This is a genomic window from Streptomyces sp. NPDC028907 (assembly GCF_055564995.1).
This window is the reverse complement of the sequence record NZ_JBVHVE010000007.1, coordinates 1-17,137: the sequence shown is the minus strand read 5'-3', so window position 1 is coordinate 17,137 and position 17,137 is coordinate 1. Positions and strand designations below refer to the sequence as shown.

At 71.9% G+C, this 17,137-nt stretch carries 12 protein-coding genes; 3 read left to right on the top strand and 9 right to left on the bottom strand.

Going from position 1 to position 17,137, the window contains the following annotated elements; translation table 11 throughout:
• Nucleotides 1-7 precede the first annotated feature (7 nt).
• The 6 genes from ACZ4UU_RS22155 to ACZ4UU_RS22130 all read right to left on the bottom strand — a co-directional run bounded on the left by ACZ4UU_RS22155 (nt 8) and on the right by ACZ4UU_RS22130 (nt 8,180).
• Complete coding sequence (locus ACZ4UU_RS22155) at nt 8-634, bottom strand: hypothetical protein (RefSeq protein WP_471905113.1); 627 nt, start codon at nt 632-634, stop codon at nt 8-10.
• A complete protein-coding gene (locus ACZ4UU_RS22150; protein WP_471905112.1) occupies nt 619-1,755 on the bottom strand; it encodes a ParA family protein in 1,137 nt (378 codons plus the stop codon). The genes ACZ4UU_RS22155 and ACZ4UU_RS22150 overlap by 16 nt, the downstream gene beginning before the upstream one ends.
• Before the next feature lie 399 nt (nt 1,756-2,154).
• A complete protein-coding gene (ald, locus tag ACZ4UU_RS22145; RefSeq protein ID WP_471905111.1) occupies nt 2,155-3,279 on the bottom strand; it encodes an alanine dehydrogenase in 1,125 nt (374 codons plus the stop codon).
• A gap of 135 nt (nt 3,280-3,414) precedes the next feature.
• Nucleotides 3,415-5,502 carry a tetratricopeptide repeat protein gene (locus ACZ4UU_RS22140; protein ID WP_471905110.1) on the bottom strand — a complete coding sequence of 696 codons (2,088 nt, stop codon included), beginning with the start codon at nt 5,500-5,502 and terminating at the stop codon, nt 3,415-3,417.
• 301 nt (nt 5,503-5,803) lie between these two features.
• A complete protein-coding gene (locus ACZ4UU_RS22135; RefSeq protein ID WP_471905109.1) occupies nt 5,804-6,430 on the bottom strand; it encodes an NUDIX domain-containing protein in 627 nt (208 codons plus the stop codon).
• Between the two features lie 82 nt (nt 6,431-6,512).
• Nucleotides 6,513-8,180: a CTP synthase gene (locus tag ACZ4UU_RS22130; RefSeq protein ID WP_471905108.1), complete on the bottom strand. Its 1,668-nt coding sequence runs from the start codon at nt 8,178-8,180 to the stop codon at nt 6,513-6,515.
• Between the two features lie 498 nt (nt 8,181-8,678).
• Between ACZ4UU_RS22130 and ACZ4UU_RS22125 the strand changes: the two genes are divergently transcribed.
• The gene (locus tag ACZ4UU_RS22125) at nt 8,679-10,481 is read left to right on the top strand and encodes a glycoside hydrolase family 15 protein (RefSeq protein WP_471905480.1); all 1,803 of its coding nucleotides are present in this window, start codon (nt 8,679-8,681) and stop codon (nt 10,479-10,481) included.
• Between the two features lie 105 nt (nt 10,482-10,586).
• On the top strand, nt 10,587-11,969 hold the full coding sequence (locus tag ACZ4UU_RS22120; RefSeq protein ID WP_471905107.1) for an FAD-binding oxidoreductase: 1,383 nt from the start codon (nt 10,587-10,589) through the stop codon (nt 11,967-11,969).
• 6 nt (nt 11,970-11,975) lie between these two features.
• Here ACZ4UU_RS22120 and ACZ4UU_RS22115 read toward each other — a convergent pair whose 3' ends face one another.
• The gene (locus ACZ4UU_RS22115) at nt 11,976-12,935 is read right to left on the bottom strand and encodes an LLM class F420-dependent oxidoreductase (RefSeq protein ID WP_471905106.1); all 960 of its coding nucleotides are present in this window, start codon (nt 12,933-12,935) and stop codon (nt 11,976-11,978) included.
• A gap of 116 nt (nt 12,936-13,051) precedes the next feature.
• Between ACZ4UU_RS22115 and ACZ4UU_RS22110 the strand changes: the two genes are divergently transcribed.
• Complete coding sequence (locus tag ACZ4UU_RS22110) at nt 13,052-14,704, top strand: PucR family transcriptional regulator (RefSeq protein WP_471905105.1); 1,653 nt, start codon at nt 13,052-13,054, stop codon at nt 14,702-14,704.
• Nucleotides 14,705-14,756: 52 nt separating this feature from the next.
• On the opposite strand, the gene ACZ4UU_RS22105 is transcribed toward ACZ4UU_RS22110, so the two are convergent.
• Nucleotides 14,757-15,896 (bottom strand): glycosyltransferase family 4 protein, encoded by a 1,140-nt coding sequence (locus tag ACZ4UU_RS22105; RefSeq protein WP_471905104.1) that lies wholly within the window; start codon nt 15,894-15,896, stop codon nt 14,757-14,759.
• 296 nt (nt 15,897-16,192) lie between these two features.
• Nucleotides 16,193-16,957 carry a hypothetical protein gene (locus ACZ4UU_RS22100; RefSeq protein ID WP_471905103.1) on the bottom strand — a complete coding sequence of 255 codons (765 nt, stop codon included), beginning with the start codon at nt 16,955-16,957 and terminating at the stop codon, nt 16,193-16,195.
• Between the last annotated feature and the right edge of the window lie 180 nt (nt 16,958-17,137).

Sequence of the window (17,137 nt, the reverse complement as noted above, 5' to 3'; positions counted from 1 at the left end):
GCTACCGCTACCGCCCGCGAAGCCGTCGTACGAGGATGCTCGCGTCCCCGCGGGACTCCAGATCGGCCAGCACCACGGCCACCGCCTCCCGGACGATCCGCCCCCGGTCGACGGCCAGCCCGTGCTCACCGCGCAGCACCAGACGCGCGTGCTCCAGGTCCATGAGCTCCTCGGCGGAGACGTACACGGTGATCTTCTCGTCGTGCCGTTCACGCCCACTGGGCCGACGCGAGGCACTGCGCCCCCGCTTGCGTGGCGAAGCGGCGGCGGAAGCGGGAGCCGAACCGGAAGAAGCGGCACCGGGCCCTGCCGAACCGCCGGAGGCACCCGCGGCAGAACCTTCCTGCGCCCCCTGCCGTCGCCCGGAACGCTCCGCCGCCCTGCTGCGTGACTCACCGGCGTCGACGGACTCCGCGTCGGCCGCCACATGCTCCGCGCCGTCACCGTCGCCGCCCTGCACGGGCACCGACTGCGGCGCGTCCTCGGCGCCCGCGGCGGGATCGCTCTCCCCCGCGGGAGCCGGCACCCGGGCCTCGCCGTTGGCCGGGCGCCGGGGAGTGGACGGCTGGAGCGCCATACCCCCTGTCGTACGGAACAGTTCGTCGGCCCCCGGCAGACTCACTCGGCGTGACACCGGGCGAGCACCTCCCTGGCGAGCTGGCGATAGGCGGCGGCACCGACGGAGTTGGAGGCGTACGTGGTGATCGGCTCACCGGCGACCGTGGTCTCCGGGAAGCGGACCGTGCGCCCGATGACCGTGTGGTAGACGTGGTCGTCGAACGCCTCGACCACACGGGCCAGCACCTCACGGCTGTGGACCGTGCGCGAGTCGTACATCGTGGCCAGGATCCCGTCGAGCTCCAGCTCCGGGTTGAGCCGTTCCTGGACCTTCTCGATGGTCTCGGTCAGCAGCGCCACACCACGCAGGGCGAAGAACTCGCACTCCAGGGGCACGATCACCTTGTGGGCGGCCGTCAGCGCGTTGACCGTGAGCAGGCCGAGCGAGGGCTGGCAGTCGATGACGATGAAGTCGTAGTCGTCCATCAGCGGCTTCAGGGCGCGCTGGAGCGTCGACTCGCGCGCGACCTCGCTGACCAGCTGGACCTCGGCGGCCGACAGGTCGATGTTGCTCGGCAGCAGGTCCATGTTGGGGACCGCCGTCTTCAGGAGCACCTCGTCGGCCGACATGCCCCGCTCCATGAGCAGGTTGTAGACCGTGAGGTCGAGCTCCATCGGGTTGACGCCGAGTCCGACCGAGAGCGCGCCCTGGGGGTCGAAGTCGACGAGCAGGACCCGGCGTCCGTATTCCGCGAGGGCGGCACCCAGGTTGATGGTCGACGTCGTCTTGCCGACGCCGCCCTTCTGGTTGCACATCGCGATGATCTTCGCGGGGCCGTGGTCGGTCAGCGGACCCGGGATCGGGAAGTACGGCAGCGGACGCCCGGTCGGGCCGATGCGCTCGCGGCGCTGACGGGCAGCGTCGGGCGCGAGGGTGGCCGCGTACTCGGGGTCGGGCTCGTACTCCGCGTCGGGGTCGTAGAAGTGCCCTTCGGGCAGTTCGTCGTAGTCGGCGAATTGGTTGTGGGGCGCGCCACTTCCGTCGCCGGCCATGGCGTTCACGTGATGGCCATCCATGCTCTGGTGTGCTGTCTGAGTCAACCCTGAGATCTGGTGACTCTGGTGGGCTGCGAAGGTGCGCACCGCAACGGAGCCGACAGCCTCGAATCCCGCGGGACCCTGGCCCCGTACCGGCATTCCTGGTTGACCACCCCCGGGAGAAAATGTCGACTCATTCACAAGTCGTCTTACCTCCTTGGTGACCAGGAAACTTCTAGACAGGTCAGCGTGGCACCATGCCGACAGTCGGCGACTCTATGGCGTGTCGGGCATCCGCAGCAACACAATCCGCCGGACCGGGCAGATGTGTCGACAATGAAACATCCCGCTGTCAAGGGCGTACGGCCGTCGCACGGCAGGTTTCACGGGTGTGCGAATCGGGCGAAGGGTTGCGTTCGAGGCGAGTTGACCGAGAGTCGCAAAGTGACCATACACACATCCGGCCGGACCTTTTCGGGCAAGGTCCGGCCGGGTGCGTTCGGTTGACGACTCGTGTTGACGTATCGCCTTTACCAGATAGTGACTTAACCGATCGGCTCAGCCGAGCAGCGTTTCCAGCTCCACGTGCTCCAGGCCGTGCGCCTCGGCGACCTCCCGGTAAACCACCTTGCCGTCATGCGCGTTGAGGCCCTTGGCCAGCGCGGCGTCGCGGCGCAGCGCCTCCACCCAGCCCCGGTCGGCGAGTTCGAGGATGTAGGGCAGCGTGGCGTTGGTCAGCGCGTAGGTGGAGGTGTTGGGCACCGCACCCGGCATGTTGGCGACGCAGTAGAAGACCGAGTTGTGGACCGGGAAGGTCGGCTCGGCATGGGTGGTGGGGTGCGAGTCCTCGAAGCAGCCGCCCTGGTCGATCGCGATGTCGACAAGGACACTTCCCGGCTTCATCCGGGAGACCAGCTCGTTGGTGACCAGCTTCGGGGCCTTGGCGCCCGGGATGAGGACGGCGCCGATGACGAGGTCGGCCTCGAGGCAGGCCTTCTCCAGCTCCAGGGCGTTGGAGACGACGGTCTGGATCTTCGTGCCGAAGATCTTGTCAGCCTCCTTGAGCTTGTTGATGTCCTTGTCGAGCAGGGTCACGTGGAAGCCCATGCCGATGGCGATCTGCGCGGCGTTCCAGCCGGAGACGCCACCGCCGATGACGACGGCCTTGCCGGCCGGCACGCCGGGGACGCCGCCGGGCAGCACGCCGCGGCCACCGCCGGCGCGCATCAGGTGGTAGGCACCGACCTGCGGGGCGAGCCGGCCGGCCACCTCGGACATGGGGGCGAGCAGCGGCAGGGCGCGGGAGGGCAGCTCGACCGTCTCGTAGGCGATCGCCGTGGTGCCGGACTCCACGAGGGCGTCCGTGCACTCCTTGGAGGCGGCCAGGTGCAGATAGGTGAAGAGCGTCTGGTCCTTGCGGAGGCGGTGGTACTCCTCGGCGATGGGCTCCTTGACCTTCAGCAGCAGGTCGGCGGCGGCCCACACCTCGTCGGCGGTCGGCAGGATCTGGGCGCCTGCGGCGACGTACTCGCTGTCCGGGATCGACGAGCCGACACCGGCGTTCTGCTCGACGACGACCTGGTGGCCGTGGCGCACCAGCTCCAGCACGCCGGCGGGGGTGATGGCCACCCGGAACTCGTTGTTCTTGACCTCGCGGGGGATGCCGACCTTCACGTCGATCACGGTCCTTGGCTCAGAGGGTGTGGGGCATTGCATGACATTCCCAGGCATGCGCGGGCACACCGGGGTACACCGCAGGAGAAGGTGCGGCAGAGCCAGTCTAATGAAGGTGTTCCCGCTGTCTAGCCTTTCATTGCATCAATCTTCAGCGGATGTACTACGGATTTCGCAGGCGTTAGCGTCGTGTTCCGGCTCGAAAGCGTCTTGCCCGGGCTCAGGCACCGCCGCATCGGGCTCCCGAGGCTCCTCTCCCAGCATCCGCTCGGCCGCGCCGCGGTGCAGCTGCGCCGCCGACGAGTCGCCGAGATGGTCCAGCGTGTCGGCGAGCCGCAGATGCAGGGCCCCCTGGAGCCGTACGTCCTCGGCGCGCCGCGCCCACTCCACCGCCTCCTGGCAGGTGCGCAGCGATTCCTCGGGCCGGCCGGCGTACTCCTGGACCCGGGCCAGCTCGCTCAACGCCCGTGCGTGCCCGGCGACATCGCCGTTCTTGCGGTGTCCGGCGACGGCGGCCCGCCAGTTGCGCAGCGCGTCGCCGTACCGGCCCGCATAGGTGTGCGCCTCGCCGATACGGCCGTACAGCCGGGCGGCGTCGGCCCGCTCGCCCCGGGCCAGCCGCTGGGCGAGCGCGCGGCCGAACCAGTCGGCGGCCCGGTCGTAGTCCCCGAGCTCCAGATGGGCGCCGCCTACGGATTCCATCGCGCGGCCGGTCGCATACGGGTCGTTCGCCTCCCATCCGGCGTCCAGCGCGGCCCGGTACCGCACCAGCGCCTCGCGCGTACGCCCCGTCCGGGCGTCGAGGTCGCCGAGGTTCAGCAGTGCGGCGGCCTTCTCGCGGGGCAGCTTCCGGCGCTCGGCGACATCGAGGACCAGGCTGTGGATGCCGTACAGGTCGGCGGCGGCCTCCTGGGTGCCGAAGTGCGCGACCATCGCCCTGACCAGCTGGGACATCAGACGGCGGGCGAGGGTGTCCAGCTCGCCGTCGGCGACCGCGGCGCGGGCCGAGGCCAGCAGGGCGGGCCGGCGGATGCCGAGCCACTCGGCGGCGGCCCGCGGGTTGGGGAAGCGCAGGGCCTGGGGCATGCCGAGGAGCTTCTGGCGGGTCTCGGGGCTGTCGGTCTCGGTGATCGCCCGGCAGGACTGGAGCAGCCGTACGGTCCGCTCCAGCATCCGGGCCCGGGCCAGCTGGAGCTCTGCGGGGCGGTCCTGGGTCTCGGTGAGGGCCTTCAGGAGCGGGTACAGACATGCCGGGACCTCGTACTGCGGCAGCGGCGAGTCCACGGCGCGCAGCAGGCCGAGGGCGACGATGTCGTCCAGGGTGGCGCGGGCGCCGTCCACCGAGCAGCCGGCGAGCGCGGAGGCCGTGTGCGGGTCGACGACACCGCCCGGGGCGAGGGTGAGCAGCCGCAGCAGCCGGGCCGCGGGCGCCGGCAGGGCGCCGTACACGAGGCGGAAGACCCGGCTGAGCGGGCTGCCCTCCTCGCCCTCGGCACGTACCTGCTTGGCGAGGTCGGAGACGGCCACCTTGGGGCGGGCGGCGAGCCAGCGGCCGGTCAGTGTCAGCGCGGCCGGCTGGCCCTGGCACACCTCGACGAGGCCCTCGGCGGCCCGTGGGTCGACGGTGATGCGGACCGAGCCGGCGTGCCGGGACAGCAGCTCCACCGCCGACTTGGTGTCGAGACCGCCGAGCGTGCAGGGCCGCACGTCCGGGATCCCGGTCAGCGGGCCGTGGGAGACGGCGACGACCAGGCACTCCGGCGTGTCCGGGAGCAGCGCGTCGACCTGCTCGGACTCGGCCGCGTCGTCGAGCAGCAGCAGGACCCGGCGGTCGGCGAGGGTCTCGCGGAGCTCGGCGGTGAGGTCGTCATCGGCGGCGCCGGCCGGGGCGGGCCTGTCCAGGACCGTGAGCAGTTCGCGGGCGGTGCGCTCGACGGGGACGGGAGTGCCGTCGGGTTCGCTGAGGCGGGCGCGCAGCACGCCGTCGGCGTAACGGTCCGCCACCTGCCGTACGAGCTCCTCGGCGAGGGCCGTGCGGCCCGAGCCGGGGCGGCCCGCGATGAGCAGCACACGCGCGCGTGGCGCCTTGCGGCCGGAGAGGGTGTCCAGGCCCGCGCGCTCGATGTCGGCGCGGAGCTCCTTCAACTCGCGGGTGCGGCCGAGGAATTGGTTCGCAGCGGAAGTCCGAGCCGACACCTGCACGCCGCCTGTGTCCACCACCTGATCCGTCACGGGCCACGCTCCCGTCCCACGCACGCGCAAGCCCGCCGGGACTCCGGTCAGGGCGTTTCCAGAGCCTAGTTCACGCTCTGCGACGATCTGGGCGCAGCACGGCGGATACATCCCCCGACCGGATCAGCAGATGGTACGACCGGCGCTGTCCAGCAGGTGGCGGGACCGGCACTTACTGACGAGCGTCACGGCAACGCCCCAGGGGCGCGGGGAACTGCGCGCTCAGCCACAACGGCGCCGCAGGCGACCGGACGACCCGCCGCGGAGCCCCCGTGGTCGTCCGGCTCCCCCAGCGGAGCGCTCACGCCTCGAACGGCCTCGCGGGCCAGGGCGCATCCGCCGACCGCAACCCGTCCACCCCGCCGGAGGCCCGCGCGGCGACCAGCGACAGGACGCCCACGACGAGGCAGTTGTTGTGCAGCTCGCCCGCGAGGACGCCCCGGACCAGCTCGTCGACCGGCACGCGCGCGTGCTCCATGTCGGCCTCCTCGTCCTCCACCTCGAAGCGGTCGCCGTCCGCCTCGGACAGCCCGCGGGCGAGGAAGATCCGCACGGCCTCGTCGCAACCGCCGGGGGTGGTGTAGACGTCCGTCAGGACCCGCCAGTCGTCGGCCTTGACGTGGGCCTCCTCGTACAGCTCGCGCTGGGCGGCGTGCAGGGGGTTCTCACCGGGGACGTCGAGCAGTCCGGCCGGGATCTCCCACAGCTTCTCGCGCACCGGGTGGCGGTACTGCTTGATGAGCAGGACCCGGTCCTCGGCGTCGAGGGCGAGGACCGCCACCGATCCGGGGTGGACCTGGTAGTCGCGTCGCACCACCGAGCCGTCGGGCATGACCACGTCGTCCGTGCGGACGGAGGTCTTGTTGCCCACGAAGGGGGTGTCCGTCGCCCGGACCTCCCAGTCCTCGGGGGTGTCCTTGATCGTCATGCCCTGCCCTTCCACGTGCGCAAAGAAAACCGGGGTGCCCACCTTTGAAGGTTTGCACCCCGGCCACCGTACAACTCTCGTGTTACTTCGAATTCTTGCCTGCGCCGCCGCCCTGCCGGCGTTCGACGGCCGCCTTCACCAGCCCGGCGAACAGCGGGTGCGGGCGCGTCGGGCGCGAGCGCAGCTCGGGGTGGGCCTGCGTGGCCACCAGGTAGGGGTGGACCTCGCGCGGGTACTCCACGTACTCCACGAGCTTGCCGTCGGGCGACGTGCCGGAGAACAGGATGCCGGCCTTCTTCTCCAGCTCCGCCCGGTAGGCGTTGTTCACCTCGTACCGGTGACGGTGCCGCTCCTCGACGTACTCCTTGCCGTCGTACACCTCGCGCACGATCGAGCCCTCGGCCAGCTTGGCCGGGTACATGCCCAGGCGCATGGTGCCGCCCATGTCGCCCTCACCGGCGACGATGTCGAGCTGCTCGGCCATGGTGGAGATCACCGGGTGGCCGGTGGCCGGGTCGAACTCGGTGGAGTTGGCGTCGGAGATGTCGGCCAGGTGGCGCGCCGCCTCGATCACGATGCACTGCAGGCCCAGGCAGAGGCCGAGCAGCGGGATCTTGTTCTCGCGGGCGTACTTGATCGCGCCGACCTTGCCGAGCACGCCGCGGTCGCCGAAGCCGCCCGGGATGCAGATGCCGTCGACGTCACCGAGCTGCTGCTTGGCGCCGGCCGGGGTCTTGCAGTCGTCGGAGGTGACCCACTTGATCTTCACGCGGGCCTTGTTGGCGAAGCCGCCCGCGCGCAGCGCCTCGGTGACCGACAGGTACGCGTCCGGCAGGTCGATGTACTTGCCGACCAGCGCGAGGGTGATCTCGTGGTCGGGGTTGTGGACGCGGTCGAGCAGGTCGTCCCAGGTCGTCCAGTCCACATCCCGGAACGGCAGGTCCAGCTTGCGGACGACATAGGCGTCCAGGCCCTCGCCGTGCACGGTCTTGGGGATGTCGTAGATGGAGCGGGCGTCCGGACAGGCGACAACCGCCGCCTCGTCGACGTCGCACATCAGGCTGATCTTCCGCTTGATGGCGGTCGGCACCTCGCGGTCGCAGCGCAGCACGATCGCGTCTGGCTGGATACCGATGTTGCGCAGCGCCGCAACCGAATGCTGGGTCGGCTTCGTCTTCAGTTCTCCCGAGGGGCCGATGTACGGCAGGAGCGAGATGTGGACGACGAAGACGTTGTCACGACCGACCTCGTGACGGACCTGGCGGACGGTCTCCAGGAACGGCAGCGACTCGATGTCGCCGACCGTGCCGCCGACCTCCGTGATGACGACGTCGACCTCGTCCGTCGCCATGCGGCGGATGCGGTGCTTGATCTCGTTGGTGATGTGCGGGATGACCTGCACCGTGTCGCCGAGGTACTCGCCGCGCCGCTCCTTGGCGATCACCGTGTTGTAGACCTGGCCGGTGGTGACGTTCGCCGAACCGTCCAGGTCGCGGTCGAGGAAGCGCTCGTAGTGGCCGATGTCCAGGTCGGTCTCGGCGCCGTCGTTGGTGACGAACACCTCGCCGTGCTGGAAGGGGTTCATCGTGCCAGGGTCGACATTGAGGTACGGGTCCAGCTTCTGCATCACCACACGCAGACCCCGGGCCTTGAGCAGCATGCCGAGGCTGGAGGCCGTCAGGCCCTTGCCGAGCGAGGAGGCGACACCCCCGGTGACGAAGATGTGCTTGGTCGTCGTGGATTTTGGCATGGCCAAGAGGGGGCTCCCGTGGTCGCGATCTTGAAGTGCGGTTCGGGGGTCTTCACGCCCACCGGTCCACGGGCTACCAGGGTATCAGCGACTAGGACCGATGGCTTCCGGCCACGCTCCGCACACGAGTCGGCACGGATCCGCACGCCCCACCTGGTTCCCACCCATCGGTCACCCCTTGCTCACCCGTTCGGCCGACCCGGGTTGCCCGGAGCGGCACGCAGATCATCTACGTGCGTCGTATCCTGCTCGGACATTCGCTGCCGGGCCCGGCCGGTATCACGGCACCACCCCTCGCCCGTAACCACCGGAACAACGAGAGCTCGTCAGTTCGTTGAGCAGAGATTGTCGAGAAGAGACTGTCGTTTTGCCTCACGGCCGAGACGACTGCTTTGCTTCATCGCTCAACGACGCATGACAAAACCCACCCCTTGACCGCACCAAGCGAGAGCCCCCTTGTCAGAAGGGGGTGACGTGGCCGTTCGACTGGAGATGCACGTGGCCGGGCGCATCGAAGACTACGCACTCATCGGAGACATGCAGACCGCGGCGCTGGTCTGCCGGGACGGCACAGTGGACTGGCTGTGCCTGCCCCGCTTCGACTCGCATGCCATCTTCGCCGGGCTGCTGGGCACCGAGGAGCACGGTTTCTGGCGGCTCGGCCCCGCCCACGCCTCCGACGCGCCGCCGCCGACCGCGGCCCGGCGCACCTACCGCGGCGACTCGCTGATCCTGGAGTCCGAGTGGGACACGCCGCGCGGCACGGTCCGGGTGATCGACTTCATGCCGCCGCGTGACGGCGCTCCCCAGCTGATCCGGATCGTCGAGGGCGTCTCGGGCCGGGTGCCGATGCGCTCGGCGCTCCGGATGCGTTTCTCGTACGGGCGGGTCGTGCCGTGGGTGCACAAGCACGAGGGCCGCACGGTCGCCGTCGCCGGTCCGGACTCGGTGTGGTTCGACGCGGAGACCGAGACCTACGGCAAGTCCCTGACGACGTACTCGGACTTCACGGTCGCCCCCGGTGAGCGGATCGCGTTCACCATCTCCTGGGAGCCCTCGCACAAGCAGCCGCCGGCGCTGCCGGAGCCGGAGCAGTCGCTGGAGGCGACGGAGGACTTCTGGCGCGAGTGGGTCGAGCACTGCACATACCACGGCCCGTACCGCGAGGCGGTGGTCCGCTCGCTGATCACGCTGAAGGCGCTGACGTACGCCCCGACCGGCGGCATCGTCGCCGCGCCGACGACCTCCCTGCCCGAGGACATCGGCGGCGTCCGCAACTGGGACTACCGCTACACCTGGCTGCGCGACGCGGCCATCACCCTGTCCTCGCTGCTGCGCACCGGCTACCGCGAGGAGGCCCGCGCCTGGCGCGAGTGGCTGCTGCGGGCGGTCGCGGGCGACCCGGAGAACCTGCAGATCATGTACGGCATCGCGGGCGAGCGCGAGCTGGGCGAGGCCGAGCTGGACTGGCTGCCCGGCTACGAGGCCTCCGCACCGGTCCGGGTCGGCAACGGCGCCGCGCACCAGCTCCAGCTGGACGTCTACGGCGAGGTCACCGAGGCCCTGCACCTGGCCCACATGACGGGCCTGGCCCGCAACGACTACGCCTCCCTGCTCCAGCTGAAGCTCATCCGCTACCTGGAGGACCACTGGGACGAGCCCGACGAGGGCATCTGGGAGGTACGCGGCCCGCGCCGCCACTTCGTGCACTCCAAGGTCATGGCCTGGGTCGCCGTCGACCGCACCATCAAGCTCATCGAGTCCGGCGACGCCGACGGCCCGCTGGAGCGGTGGCGCGAGCTGCGCGACGACATCCACCGGGACGTGTGTGAGAAGGGTTACGACAAGGAGCGCAACACCTTCACGCAGTCGTACGGCTCGAAGGAGCTGGACGCCTCGCTGCTGCTGATCCCGCAGATGGGCTTCCTGCCGCCGGACGACAAGCGCGTCATCGGCACCATCGAGGCCATCCAGCGCGAGCTGTCCACCTCGGACGGCTTCATCCTGCGCTACCCGACCCAGGGCGACGACGAGGGCGTAGACGGACTCCCCGGCGACGAGGGCGCCTTCCTCGCCTGCTCGTTCTGGATGGCGGACGACCTGGCGATGATCGGCCGCGTCGACGAGGCCCGCAAGCTGTTCGAGAAGCTGCTGTCGCTGCGCAACGACCTCGGTCTGCTGGCCGAGGAGTGGGACCCGCGCCTGCAGCGCCAGGTGGGCAACTTCCCGCAGGCCTTCAGCCACGTTCCACTGATCGACACGGCCCTGCGGCTGACGGCGTCCGGGGCCTACGGGGGCTGAGCCGAGCGGCCGCCGCACCGCTCGACAGGACGCCCGTATCGCGCCCGCCTAGCCTGGAAGCAAGCGATTGCCGCTTGTCTTGCCCCTTGTCGGAAGGGGGCGGCCATGGCTACCCACTCCAAGGCGGGCGCGGCCCTCGCCGCGCTGCGCGAGGATCTCGCCGGTGATGTCTTCGCGCCGGGGGACTTCGGTTACGACGACGCGCGGGTCGTCTTCAACACCATGATCGACCGGCGGCCCGCCGTGATCGCGCAGTGCGTGGACGAGGACGACGTCGTCCGCGCCGTGCGCTTCGCCCGCGATCTGGATCTGCACATCGCGGTGCGCGGCGGCGGGCACAGCGTCGCGGGCATGGCGTCGAACGACAACGGCCTGGTCGTCGACCTGCGCCATATGCGCGCGGTCACCGTCGACCCGGCGGCCGAGGCGGTGCGGGTCGCGGGCGGGGCGACGATGAGCGACCTGGACCGCGCCACCGAGGTGTTCGGCCTCGCCACGACCGGCGGCCGGGCCTCCACGACCGGCGTCGGCGGCTTCGTGCTCGGCGGTGGCACGGGCTGGCTGGACCGCTGGTGCGGGCTCGCCGTGGACAATCTGCTCGGCGTGGAGCTGGTCACCGCCGACGGCGGCCGGGTCCACGCGAGCGCGGACGAGAACCCGGACCTGTTCTGGGCCCTGCACGGCGGCGGCGGCAACTTCGGCATCGCCACCGCGATCACCCTGAAGCTGCACGAGCTGCCCGACTTCGCCATCGCGATGGTGCTGTACCGGCCCGAGTTCGCGCCGGACGCCGTGCGCACCTTCCGTGACGTGATCGAGTCCGGCCCGGACGAGGTGAGCGGCGGCGTCATCCACTTCACCGGCCCGCCCGAGGAGTTCGTACCGCCGTCCCTCGTCGGCGATCTGGTGTGCGGTGCGCTCCTGACGTACGCCGGTGCCGAGCAGGACATGCGCAGGTACGCCGAGCCGCTGCTGGCGCTGCCGCACGAGGCGGAGATCGTCGGCCCGATGCCGTACGCCGATGTGCAGTGCATGATCGACGACCCGCCCGGCATGCGGCACTACTGGTCGGCGGAGTACCTGACGGGCGCGCCGGACGACTTCGTCGACGTCTACTGTGCGGCCGGGCGGTCCATGCCCGTGCCGACCGGCACCCAGCACGCGCTCCTGCCGCAGGGCGGGGCGGTCGCCGCCGGTCCGCACGAGTACCCGGTGCCGTACCGGGACGCGCCCTGGGCGGTTCACCCGTACGGCATGTGGCAGGACCCTGCGGACGACGAGCGGTGCCGGCAGTGGGTGCGTGAGGTCCGCGCGGACGTACAGCCGTGGAGCAGCGGCGCGGTCTATCTGAACTTCATCGGCGACGAGGGCGCGGATCGTGTGGTGGCCGGCCTGGGCGCCGGGAACACCCGTCGGCTGGCGGAGCTGAAGCGGCGCTACGACCCGGACAACGTCTTCCGGTTCAACCACAACATCCGTCCGGCCTGACCACCGTCACCAGGCCCGCCGGAACGCCGTCAGCGTCCGTTCCCCGCCCGGATCGCCGGCCGTCGCCGGGACGAGGGCGATCTCGTCGAGCCCGGCGTCGGCGTACTGCGCCACGCGCGCGCGTACGGTGTCCAGGTCGCCCACCAGACCGACCGTGCCGGCCGCCGTCGCGGGCAGTGCCCGGACCAGTGTGCCGAGGCCGGCGCCGGTACGGGCCAGCTCGACCGCCTCCCCGAAACCGGCCGCCTCGAACATGTCGCCGTAGCCCGGCACCGTCAGATACCCGGCGACGCTGCGCAGGACCTGCGCGAGGGACTCCGGGTCCGGGTCGACGGCGGCCGGCAGCCAGGAGGCCAGCGTCGGCGGCGTACGGCCCACGCGTTCCGCGGCCGCCGTCAGCTTGGCCCGCAGCGTCCGCACCTGGTCCGGCGAGACGATGTCGAGCAGCATCCGGTCGGCGTGCGTCGCGGCCGTGGCGATGGCGCGGTCGCCGAAGGCGGCGACGGTGAGCGGACCGCCGGGCGGGGGGAGGCGGCGCGGGAAGGCACTGCCGGGGACGATCGGCTCACCGGGCTCGCCGTGCAGGAAGACGCGCAGGGCCGCGGCGGAGGCCTCCATCGCCGCCGCGGGCCGCACCCGCGGCACCCCGTGCACGCCCTCGACGACCCGCTTGCTGGACGTCCCCAGCGCCACCCCGACCGGCCGTCCGGTGACGGCGGCGACCGACGCGGCACCCCGTGCGATCCCGAACGGCTCGCGCACCGACACCGCCACGGGACCGGCCGTCAGCGCGACCCGCTCGGTGGCCCGTCCGATGGCCGCGGCGAGGACGAAGGAGTCCCAGGTCGGCCCCTCCCCCGCCCACACCTCGCGGTACCCGAGCCGATCGGCGGCGACCGCCACCCGCAGCGGCTCCTCGATGGGACTGTCGTCCTCCCGTGCCACGGCAACCACGCTGAAGTCCATGCCGACGCCGCTACCCCGCCGAGCGCGCCCCAACCCGGCGCGATGATCCCCTCCGCGACAGGCACGCGACGGTCCGGATATGTCGTGGCGGCGAGCCCACGGGTAGCGTCCGCCTCATGGACAGCGGTACGGGCGGTATGAGCAGCGGATTCGACACCCACAGCGCCGGGATCACCGTGCGCCGGGCGCTGGAGCTGCCCGGTCTGCGCAGCGGGCTCCCGGAGGTCCTCGCGGGCGCCGACCGGCTGGGCCGGACCGTGCGCTGGGTGCACGCGGGCGAGGTGCCCAACATCGCCTCGCTGCTGAAGGGCGGGGAACTGCTGCTGACCACGGGCTACGGCATCGGCACCCGCCCCGCCGACCAGCGGGCGTTCGTGCGCACCCTGGCCGAGCGGGGCATCGCGGCCCTGGTCATCGAGCTCGGCACCCGCTTCACCCGGCTGCCCGCCACGCTGGTCGACACGGCACGCGCGGCCGGTCTCCCGCTGGTCCAGCTGCATCGCGAGGTGCCGTTCGTGACGGTCACCGAGGAGATCCACACCGAGATCGTCAACGGCCACTACGCGCTGCTGCAGCGGGCGGAGGAGGTGCACCGACGGTGCACGCAGGCCCTGCTCGGCGGCGGCGGAGTGCCCCAGGTGCTCGGCATCCTGGCCGACTTCAGCGGCAACCCGGTGTTCCTCGAGACGACGGACGGACAGCTGCTGTACGCCGCCGGGGCAGGTCCGGAGGGTGCGGATCCGCTTCAGGTGTGGGAGGGGCTGCGGGGGCAGCACAAGGACGGGCCGCCGCCCGCCGGTTCGGTGCTGGTGGACGTTCCGGGGGGCGGCCCGGGAACGGTGTCGGTCCGGGCCCGTCTCGCGCTCCTTCCCGTACGGGGCCCTCTCTCACCGGTGCACCGGATCGCCGCCGAGCGGGCCGCCGGCATCCTGGCCGTGGTGCTGATGCAGGCACGGCAGGAGGAGGAGCTGGCGGCGCGCGGGCGCGGCGACTTCCTGACCGACCTCGCGGAGGGCCGGGTCGCCGCCGAGGACGCCCCGGCACAGGCGCGCGTGCTGGGCTTCAAGCCGGGTGACGGCTTGCTGCTGCCGGTCGTGATGCGGCTGGGGGACGCGCTGTCGCCAGGGGGAGGCTGGGCGGTGCTGGCGCGTGCGGTCGGCGAGGAGCTTGCCTCCGTCGGTGTGCCGGTGCTGTTGGGCGTACGGCCCGTGGAGGGCCGGGTGCCGCTGCTGCTGGGGCTGCGTGCGGAGGCGGACCGGTCGGCGGTCGCGGACCGGGTCGCGGTGGCGCTGCGGGCGGGCGTGGAGCGGGCCGGGGTGCAGCGGCCCGGGGCGCCGCCGCCGGTCGTGGTCGTCGGCGTGGCCGGTGGCTGGGCGGCGGCCTCGGCGGGCCTCAGACACGCGGCGGAGACGGCGACGGCGGCGCAGGGCCTGACCGACCGCCCCTGGTACGACGCCCGGCGTCTGGACATCGACCTGCTGCTGTGGCGGCTGCGTGACCATCCGGACCTCGCGGCCTTCGTGGACCGTGCGATCGGCCCGCTCCGCGACCACGACAACCGCTCGAAACCGCCCCTGCTGCCCACCCTGGAGACGTACTTGGCCCACGCGGGCCGCAAGGCGGAAACGGCCCGCGAGCTGCACCTCAACCGGCAGACGCTCTACAACCGGCTGGCCCGCATCGGCGAGTTGCTGGGCACCGACCTCGACGACCCGCAGACGGTGCTGGCGTTGAGCCTGGCGCTGCGGGCGCGCAGACACGCGGGGTAGACGTCCGGGAGGCGGACCCGCGTGTCGGTGTCCGGATCAGGAATCTCGGCGTCTAGATCACGAACCGGGTCTGGGTCAACTCGTCGTACACACTGAGGACTTGGGCCACCGTCTCGTCCTCGGTCGGCCAGGTGGCCGTCTGCCGCACACCGCGCTCCCTGAGCAGCTCCCGCCGCTCGGGGTCGTCGAGCAGCCGTACGACGGCGTCGGCGAGGGCCTTCGCATCACCGTAGGGGACGAGTTCGGCCGCGTCGCCGACGAGCTCCGGCACGCCGCCCACCTCGGTGGCGACGAGCGGCACGCGCGCGTGCAGCGCCTCCTGGGCGAGAACGGACCGCGACTCCCAACTGCTCGGCAGGAGCGCCACATCGGCGGCGGCCAGCAGCTCGGACACGTCGTCGCGCCGCCCGATGAGCCGTACGGGCAGTTCCTCGTCCTCGATCCGCCGCTGGAGCTCGGCCCGCTGCGCTCCCTCCCCCGCGATCACGACCAACGGCACGGGGTCGAGCTGCAGCCACCCGCGCGAGGCGTCCAGCAGCACGTCGTACCCGCGATGCCGCTCCAGCGAGCCGACGGCGATCAGCAACGGTCGCCCGGTGGCCCCGAGTTCGGCCCGGACCTTGGGCCGCAGCCGGTCGGGGTCGTCGTGCTCGACGGCACGCAGGGGTGGTCCGGGCACGGCGACCGCGGCCAGGCGCGCGTCCCGGGCGCCGGTCCGGCGGGCCCGGTCGACCAGCGCCGAGGTGGTTCCGAGCACGACGGAGGCGGCCTTGACGACCCGCCGTTCCAACAGCCGTACGAGATGGGCGCGGGCCCCCTCGGCATGTGCCCGGTCGTGCCAGGTGACGACGAGCGGGGTACGCCGCCCGCTCAGCGCCAGGACCGCGCGGAAGGACGCGTGCAGTCCGTGCGCGTGCACCAGGTCGGCGTCCGCGCACGCCGCCCGCAGGGCCGCCACCGAGCCGGGATCGCTGCTGCGCGGCACGTGCACATGGTCGGCGCCGGCTCCGGTGAAGTCATAGAGCTGCTCGGCCTCGACGGGGGCACACACGGTGACCCGCACGCCCCGCGCGACCAGCCCCGACGCCAGTGATCGCACATGCGCGCTGCTGCCGGCGTTGCCACCGCCCAGCACCTGCACGGTGCGCAGCGAGGACTGGCCGTGCGGTGCGTGGCTGCTCACGGGGGTCACCTGGCCGGGGCTCCTGCTTCGGGTCGGGCGGTCACGAAGAACGTACAGAAGGATCGGGCGGACCGGGTGCACCGCGAGAATCCCTACGCGTACGACGTGTTTACGCCAAGGATGCCAGGACGTACGGCCGTTCCGGGAACGCCGGCAGGCCCCGGGCGGCCCTGGTGCCGGGCAACTCGGTGGCCGGAGTCACCTGCACGAGTGATCCGGGGTGGGGTTTGTGGCCGAACATGCGCGCGTGGAGCACGTTTCGGCGACCGGCGTGCACCGGCGTGGCGGACCGAGCCTCACCGACCTCACGGCGCGGTGGCGCCCCGCGCGACCTCGCTCACCTTGTCGCCGTACACCGCCGCGGCCACGAGGGCGGCGGCGTGCGCGACCAGTCCGGCCCGGCCGTTCCCGGCGACGACAGCGGCACCCAGGGCCGCGCCCAGCGCATGGGCGCCGGTGTCGCCGATCATCGCCCGCTCCCCGAGGTCGTCGGGCACTACGGCCGCGGCGGCTCCCATGGCACCGGCGGCCAGCGCGCCGGCATGTCCCGGGCGCAGCAGCCCCGGCGCACCGAGCGCGAGCACCGTGGCGGCGGCCCGTCCGGGCCGTACGTCCACCAGGTTCACGAAGTGCGCGGCGCCGGCGATCACGACCCCGGCGAGCAGCTTGTCCAGGGGCCGTTCCTTCATGACGGCCCCCGCGACGAGCCCGGCGGCCGATATCCCGAACAACTTGACGGTCCCGCTGGTGACTTCACCGTCCCGAAGCGCGCCGAGATGCGCCCGGAACCCACGGCGGGGGTCATCGGCGCCCGCCACGTCGTCGTAGCCGCCGCAGATGCCCGCGACCGCGACGGCGGCCCCCGCGGCCGGCGAGACCCGCCCGGCCCCGACCGCGGCCGCCAGGGCGGAGGCGGGCCCGGCGTACAACTCCACGGTCCGCCCGGCGTAGTTCTTCCGCTCCCAGCGCTCACCGCCGCCGGGCGCCTTGGCGCGCAGGGCGGCGACGGCGGCGCGGGTCAGAGCCGCGGAGAGGCCGAAGGCAGTGGTCCGAGAGGCACGTTCGCTCATTCGGCCACCCTACGGGCGGCCACTGACAACCCGGCCCTGCCCGGGCCCCGCCCAGTCGAGCGGGGCTGCCTGCAATGGAGGGCCCCTAGACGAGTAGTTCCGATGTGGCTCAGTGGTCGTAGGCGATCAGTGACCTGGTGATGGGTGCGCCGATGGTGCGGTTGTGCCAGATCGCGCAGG

Excerpts from the sequence above, each read along its gene's own strand:
- ACZ4UU_RS22135 (WP_471905109.1), bottom strand. The coding sequence starts at position 6,430 with ATGACGATCAAGGACACCCCCGAGGACTGGGAGGTCCGGGCGACGGAC.
- ACZ4UU_RS22150 (WP_471905112.1), bottom strand. The coding sequence starts at position 1,755 with ATGCCGGTACGGGGCCAGGGTCCCGCGGGATTCGAGGCTGTCGGCTCC.
- ACZ4UU_RS22115 (WP_471905106.1), bottom strand. The coding sequence starts at position 12,935 with ATGGACTTCAGCGTGGTTGCCGTGGCACGGGAGGACGACAGTCCCATC.
- ACZ4UU_RS22110 (WP_471905105.1), top strand. The coding sequence starts at position 13,052 with ATGGACAGCGGTACGGGCGGTATGAGCAGCGGATTCGACACCCACAGC.
- ACZ4UU_RS22120 (WP_471905107.1), top strand. The coding sequence starts at position 10,587 with ATGGCTACCCACTCCAAGGCGGGCGCGGCCCTCGCCGCGCTGCGCGAG.
- ACZ4UU_RS22100 (WP_471905103.1), bottom strand. The coding sequence starts at position 16,957 with ATGAGCGAACGTGCCTCTCGGACCACTGCCTTCGGCCTCTCCGCGGCT.
- ACZ4UU_RS22130 (WP_471905108.1), bottom strand. The coding sequence starts at position 8,180 with ATGCCAAAATCCACGACGACCAAGCACATCTTCGTCACCGGGGGTGTC.